Below are 6929 nucleotides of genomic sequence, written 5' to 3' on the forward strand. Positions count from 1 at the left end.
TGCTCAATCGCCCGACTGAACGCGGTCGATACGGTAGAGGGTCTCGACCTGTTCGAGCCCACTGATGGTGCAATCGAGGTCTTTCACCCGGCCATCGTCCAGGCCATATACCCAACCATGCACCGAGATCTTCTGGCCACGCTGCCAGGCGCGCTGGAGGATCTTGGTGCGACACAGGCTGTTCACTTGCGCCTGTACGTTGAGTTCACACATTCGATCGATTTGCGCGTCGAGAGGCAGGGCTTCCAGCGTTTGGCGGTGCTGGTTGTACTGCTCACGCACCGAGTGCAGCCAGTAGTCCACGACGCCGCACTCGCCTCCGGTGACGGCGGCCTTGATGCCCCCGCAGCCGTAGTGGCCAACGATCATGATATAACTGACCTTGAGGACATCGACCGCATACTGCACCACCGACAGGGCGTTCATGTCGGTATGGTGCAAAAGATTCGCGACGTTGCGGTGAACGAACACTTCGCCAGGCGGCAGGGCGATGATCTGATTGGCCGGTACGCGGCTATCGGAGCAGCCAATCCACAAGTAGTCTGGCTTTTGTTGGCTCGAGAGGCGCTTGAAATAATCAGGGTCTTCCTGACACATCCGCTCGGCCCAGGCACGGTTGTTTTCCAGCAGCGTGGCAATTTTATCGGACAATTGAGTCTCCCAGGAGCACGAGTTCCATCGTAGAAGCAGCATGCCAATGCTGCCGAGGGCGTACAGAGTAACGAGTTTTATGCGTCTCGTCAGTTCCAGATCAATCGGGGGCTGCCTATCAAGTGCGGCAGCTTCAAGCAAGGAGTAGAAGCAACCATGTCAGAAACGATGTCAGACACCGGGTCAGCCAAAACGGCGCATGATTACGATTTACTGGTGATTGGGGCGGGGTCGGGAGGCGTGCGTGCCGCGCGTATGGCCGCCGCGACGGGCGCTCGGGTAGCGGTGGCTGAGGATCGTTACCTGGGTGGCACCTGCGTCAATGTAGGCTGTGTGCCCAAGAAGCTATACTCCTATGCCGCGCATTTTCATGACAGCTTCGACGATGCGGCCGGTTTTGGCTGGCAAATGAGCGCGTCACCGACCTTTGACTGGGCCACTCTGCGCGACAACAAAACCAGCGAAATCAAGCGCCTCAATGGCATTTACCAGCGTATGCTGGAAGGTGCGGGCGTCACGCTGCTCAATGGCCGTGCACGGCTGGAAGGGCCGCACCAGGTTGTGTTGACCCAAGAGGGTCAGGAAATCACTTACAGTGCCGAGAAGATCCTGCTGGCGACGGGTGGCTGGCCATGGGTGCCCGAGTTCCCGGGCAGCGAACTGGCGCTCACCTCCAATCAGGTATTTGATCTTGAACGCTTCCCTGAGCGTTTCCTGGTGCTGGGGGGCGGCTATATCGCGGTGGAGTTTGCCAGCATCTTCAATGGACTGGGGAGCGACACCCACCTCATTTATCGCGGTGAGATGTTCCTGAAAGGGTTCGATCAGGAAGTTCGGGAGTTCACCCGCGCGGAAATGGCCAAGAAGGGCGTCAATCTTCATTTTGGTGTCAATATCGCTCGTATCGATACGTTGGAGAGCGGTGCACTCAAGGTCGAGCTGACCAACGGAGACGTATTGGAAGTCGATGCCGTGTTGGCAGCCACGGGTCGGAAAGCCAATACGGCAGGACTAGGGCTCGAGACGCTGCAGATCGAGCTGGATGCGGACGGCAAGGTGCCGGTAGATGCTCAGTTCCAGACCCGCGTGCCCTCCGTTCTGGCGCTGGGGGATTTGACCGCGGGCCCAGAACTGACGCCTGTCGCGCTGGCAGAGGCCATGCAGCTGGTCGACATCCACTTTCATCAGCGGCCCCCGCGGCCACTGGATTACCACACGATACCGACCGCCGTTTTCTGTCATCCCAATATCGGCACGGTAGGGCTCTCCGAAGAAGCCGCCAGAGAGCAGTTCGACGGCATTCGAGTCTATCGCACCGACTTCAAGCCCATGAAGCACACGCTCTCGGGAAGCGATGAGCGTGTATTGATGAAGCTGATCGTAGACGATGCGACTGATGTCGTGGTGGGGGCTCATATGGTAGGCGAAGAAGCGGGGGAGCTGATCCAGGGCATTGCCATTGCCGTGCGTGCAGGGCTGACCAAGGAAGACTTCGATCGTACCGTGGGCATTCACCCCACGGCGGCAGAAGAGTTCGTCACGCTAAGGACTCCCTCACGCTACTGAGCGTCGGCTCGGCCAGAGGCATTAGTGTCAAACAGAGAGGCGAGCGGAAGCTTGCCTCTTTTTTTGTCTCGCGCATACGCGTGGGTGTTCTAGACTCAGTGAATCATGGTCGTGCAGTGGATCCCAGCGCGCCGGGCAGGTGTTTTGATAACCCTGAATTATGGAAAAGCCACGGATAAATAATATGATTTTTGAATTGCTCATAATCAGCTGTTATAATGAAACTCAAATTCGCTACAGCGAAGCATAACCATGAGTACGCCTATCAAGCCTTTTACGCCCTCTGCTGAACTCGCCAGACCCACCGTGGCCGATGCCGTCGTGGGCCATGCCGAATCGCCTCTGTTCATTCGCAAGCCCAACGCCGACGACGGTTGGGGCATTTACGAGCTGGTCAAGGCGTGTCCACCGCTAGACGTCAACTCCGCGTATGCCTACCTGCTGTTGGCAACCCAGTTTCGCGATACCTGCGCAGTGGCCACTAACGAAGAGGGCGAAATCGTTGGTTTCGTCTCAGGTTATGTGAAAGACAATGCACCTGATACCTACTTCCTATGGCAAGTCGCCGTAGGTGAGAAAGCCCGCGGTACAGGGCTTGCACGGCGGCTGGTAGAGGCGATCATGTCGCGCCCTGAACTGGATGACGTGCATCACCTCGAAACCACTATTACGCCAGACAACCAGGCATCCTGGGGGCTATTTCGCCGCTTGGCTGCCCGCTGGCAGGCCCCGCTGAATAGCCGAGAATACTTTTCGACCGAACAGCTCGGTGGAGAGCACGATCCGGAAAACCTGGTGAGAATCGGCCCGTTTCAAACAGGCAGTCTCTGATAGCTTTCAAGGTTAACGGTTTTCCCGCTTGTGTTGCCCCGGCTGTCACTTTTTGCCGATCAGGCCAACCAGACCCAACAGATAAGGAGGTCGCTTATGCAGACCCAGACGCTCGAACGCATGGAATCCAATGTTCGTACCTATTCACGTTCTTTTCCTGTCGTTTTCAAGAAGGCCCAGAACGCACGCCTGACCGATGAGAATGGGCGTGAGTACATCGATTTTCTTGCCGGTGCCGGCACGCTCAACTACGGCCACAACAACCCCCATCTGAAGCAGGCGATGATCGACTATCTGGCCACGGATGGTGTCGTACATGGCCTGGACATGTGGACCAGCGCCAAGCGTGACTATCTTGAAACGTTGGAAAATGTGATCCTCAAACCACGGGGTCTGGATTACAAGGTACATCTGCCGGGGCCCACAGGCACCAATGCAGTGGAAGCGGCCATTCGCCTGGCCCGTGTTGCTAAAGGTCGCCATAACATTGTGACCTTCACCAACGGTTTCCACGGTGTCACCATGGGCGCACTGGCCACCACCGGTAATCGCAAGTTCCGCGAAGCCACCGGCGGTATTCCCACTCAGGGTGCCAGCTTCCTGCCGTTCGATGGCTACATGGGCGAGCACGCCGATACGCTGGATTACTTCGAGAAGCTGCTCAACGACAAGTCGGGTGGGCTCGATGTTCCGGCCGGCGTCATCGTCGAGACCGTGCAGGGGGAGGGCGGTATCAACGTGGCGGGCCTGGAGTGGCTCAAGCGCCTGGAACAGATTTGCCGTGCCCATGACATTCTGCTCATCGTGGACGACATTCAGGCAGGCTGTGGCCGTACCGGCAAATTCTTCAGCTTCGAGCATGCAGGCATCACGCCAGACATCGTGACCAACTCCAAGTCGCTGTCAGGTTTTGGCTTGCCGTTCGCCCACGTATTGATGCGCCCAGAGCTGGACAAGTGGAAGCCAGGCCAATACAACGGTACGTTCCGCGGTTTCAATCTCGCCATGGTGACTGCCACGGCGGCGCTGAAGAAATACTGGTCCAACGATACCTTCGAACGCGACGTTCAGCGTAAAGCACGTATCGTCGAAGAACGTTTCAAGGCCCTGGCAGCGCTGCTCAGCGAGAACGGCATGCCTGCTACAGAGCGCGGTCGTGGCCTGATGCGTGGTATCGATGTGGTCTCGGGTGAGATTGCCGACAAGATCACCAGCACGGCTTTCGAGGAGGGTCTGATCATCGAAACCAGTGGCCAGGATGGCGAAGTGGTCAAATGTCTGTGCCCGCTGACCATTCCGGATGCCGACCTGCTCGAAGCGCTGGATATTCTGGAAGCGTCGGTCAAGAAAGTCATCAACGCTTAATGGAACGGCAGCCGTCTTGGCTGCCACGTTATGGAGTACGCCCATGATCGTTCGTAATATCGAAGAAGCTCGCAAGACCGACCGTCTCGTCACGGCCGAAAACGGCAACTGGGATAGCACGCGCCTGGTATTGGCCAATGACGGCGGTAATTTCTCGTTCCATATCACGCGCATCTTTGAAGGGACCGAGACTCATATTCACTACAAGCACCACTACGAATCCGTCTACTGCATCGAAGGCGAAGGTGAAGTGGAAACCCTGGCGGATGGCAAGATCTGGCCCATCAAGCCGGGCGACATCTACATTCTCGACCAGCACGATGAGCACCTGCTGCGTGCCCACAAGACCATGCACTTGGCCTGTGTGTTCACGCCGCCGATTACCGGTAACGAAGTGCACCGTGAAGATGGATCCTACGCACCCGCTGACGACTGATCGTTGAACGCAGGTGTTTGCGGCCTGGCCTGGTGCCAGGCCGCTTTGCGTCAGTCGTCGGTTGGTGCCAGATTAGTTCGCATAATATATATTATGTTAAATCGGATGGCGCAATCGCTTCATGCACTCGTGAAAAGCCGCCGTGGCGTTGGACAAGCAGATACCCTCTCCTTATCATTCGTGCTCTTATTGTTTAAGGATATCCCTCGTTATGCGCTCAGGTGTTCTATGGCTAATGGCCGGTTTGTCGATGTCACTTGCAGGCTGTGCAGTGACGCAGCCCGAATCGAATGAGCCCCCGCCACTAAGCGAGGCGTCGTTCAACACGCGTATCCTTGAACTCGAGTCCAGCTTGCAGCAACAGTGCCAGGCTTCTTCGGCGCTCAATGAACAGCAGCTTGCCCAGCAGCGCGCGCTGACCGCCGACGTGCGCGAAGTGGGAAGCCTCCTGCGCCTGCTGCGTGACGATGTCGCCAATCTCGAAGCACGTGGTGAGGAGCCCGTGATCATTCGTGAAGAGTGTCCGACAGAAGCCATCGAAGACGGCAAGACGCTGCTTGGGCGCAGCGAATGGGTCGGCTTTCCCGGCATCGGTACGTACCTCAAGGCCCGGGTGGATTCTGGTGCCAATACTTCCTCGCTGTCTGCTTCGGATATCACGCGTTTCGAGCGCGACGGTGAGAACTGGGTGCGTTTCAAGCTGGCACTTAATGAAGACGATGTGGTCGTAGAACGCGTTCGGGACGAATGGATCGAGGCGCCCATTCAGCGTCGCGTCAGAATCGTCCAGGCCTCCGGCGAAGAGTCGCGCCCGGTAATCTCGCTGCTGATGACCCTGGGGCCGATCCGCGAAAACGTCGAGTTCACCCTGAACGATCGTACTCATCTGGATTTTCCGGTGCTGCTGGGCCGTCGCTTCATGATGGACATTGCCACTATCGACGTGGCTGAAACCTACCTTCATGAACGCCCCGAATTTCCAGGCGGTGAACCTTCTGAGCAGGCGGCTGATGATGAAGCGGCCGATCAAGACGATACCGAAGAGTAATATCACTCCCCTGCCGCTTTACGCTGAAAGGAATCATCATGTCCCGGTTGCCATTTTATTTTATCGTTGGGTTGCTGCTGCTGGCGGGTATTGCCACCAGCGTGCACAGGCATTTGCAGTTCGAAATACCCTGGTTCCCGGGTGAACAGCGGCAAGTGTGGGAAATCGAAGCTGTCATCAATTTCAATGCCCAGAACGGGCCGGTGCAGGTGGACTTCGCGCTGCCTTCGCATCAGGCGGGTTATCGCGTATTGACTGAAAATACGGCCTCTTCCGGCTATGGATTGGCGTACCAGGCCGATGAGCTGGGTCGTCAGGCGCAGTGGACCATTCGCAACGCAGCCGGTAGTCAGCAGCTTTACTACTCGGTGCAGATGCTGGTATCGCCGGACGCCCGCTCGCCCATTCAAACGCCGCCAGGAATCCCCAGCATTACCCCTTGGGAAAGCCCCTATGACACGGCCGCCAACCAGCTCATCGAGCGCGCCTGGGCACGCAGTGCCAATAACGCGACCTTTGCCCGCGAGTTGATCCTCGATATCACTGGGGATCGCCAGGGGGAAAATGCTCGCTTACTGCTGACCCAGATGCAGCCTTCGGCGCTGATCGTGCGTCTACTCAACCAGGCGGGTGTTCAGGCCCGTGAAGTGAGCGGCCTGCTGCTCGAAGATGGGCGGCGTCGCCAAAACCTGAGTAGCTGGATCCAGGTCTTTGACCAGGCTGCCGAAGAGTGGGCGTTGTTCAACCCCGCCACCGGCGAGCGCGGTCGTCCTGAGAATCTGCTGCTCTGGGAAACCGGCGGACGTGCCGTACTCGAAGTACAGGGCGGTACCAACTCGCGGGTATCGTTCTCCATGCTGACCCACAATCAGCCGGCGTCAGCGGCGGTTCGCAACCACTACTCTGATGATACGCTGCTCAACTTCTCGATTCACAGCCTGCCGCTGGAAGAGCAGGCGCTGTTCCAGACGATTCTGCTGATCCCGATTGGCGCGCTGGTGGTGGTCTTCTTGCGCGTGTTGGTGGGCGTGA

The 6929-nt window shown here is 57.6% G+C and carries 7 protein-coding genes; 6 read left to right on the plus strand and 1 reads right to left on the minus strand.

Translation table 11 applies throughout. The features are described from left to right. Window positions 1–3: 3 nt before the first annotated feature. Window positions 4–651: a carbonate dehydratase gene (gene can / locus HSS18214_RS0103030; protein WP_016913832.1), complete on the minus strand. Its 648-nt coding sequence runs from the start codon at window positions 649–651 to the stop codon at window positions 4–6. 156 nt (window positions 652–807) lie between these two features. Here can and gorA point away from each other — a divergent pair, with 156 nt between their 5' ends. From gorA to HSS18214_RS0103060, 6 genes are all read left to right on the plus strand, one after another. Beyond that, window positions 808–2217 carry a glutathione-disulfide reductase gene (gene gorA / locus HSS18214_RS0103035; RefSeq protein WP_016913833.1) on the plus strand — a complete coding sequence of 470 codons (1410 nt, stop codon included), beginning with the start codon at window positions 808–810 and terminating at the stop codon, window positions 2215–2217. Between the two features lie 252 nt (window positions 2218–2469). Beyond that, a complete protein-coding gene (ectA, locus tag HSS18214_RS0103040; RefSeq protein WP_016913834.1) occupies window positions 2470–3048 on the plus strand; it encodes a diaminobutyrate acetyltransferase in 579 nt (192 codons plus the stop codon). Window positions 3049–3144: 96 nt separating this feature from the next. Next, window positions 3145–4413 carry a diaminobutyrate--2-oxoglutarate transaminase gene (gene ectB / locus HSS18214_RS0103045; protein ID WP_016913835.1) on the plus strand — a complete coding sequence of 423 codons (1269 nt, stop codon included), beginning with the start codon at window positions 3145–3147 and terminating at the stop codon, window positions 4411–4413. Window positions 4414–4456: 43 nt separating this feature from the next. After that, window positions 4457–4849 carry an ectoine synthase gene (locus HSS18214_RS0103050; protein WP_016913836.1) on the plus strand — a complete coding sequence of 131 codons (393 nt, stop codon included), beginning with the start codon at window positions 4457–4459 and terminating at the stop codon, window positions 4847–4849. A 211-nt stretch (window positions 4850–5060) separates the two neighbouring features. Beyond that, on the plus strand, window positions 5061–5897 hold the full coding sequence (locus HSS18214_RS0103055; protein ID WP_026001685.1) for an ATP-dependent zinc protease family protein: 837 nt from the start codon (window positions 5061–5063) through the stop codon (window positions 5895–5897). A gap of 38 nt (window positions 5898–5935) precedes the next feature. Further along, a partial coding sequence (locus HSS18214_RS0103060) for a UUP1 family membrane protein (protein ID WP_016913838.1) occupies window positions 5936–6929 on the plus strand: 994 nt, incomplete at its 3' end.

Origin of the sequence: Vreelandella stevensii S18214, assembly GCF_000275725.1 — a bacterium.
Classification (GTDB): Bacteria; Pseudomonadota; Gammaproteobacteria; order Pseudomonadales; family Halomonadaceae; genus Vreelandella; species Vreelandella stevensii.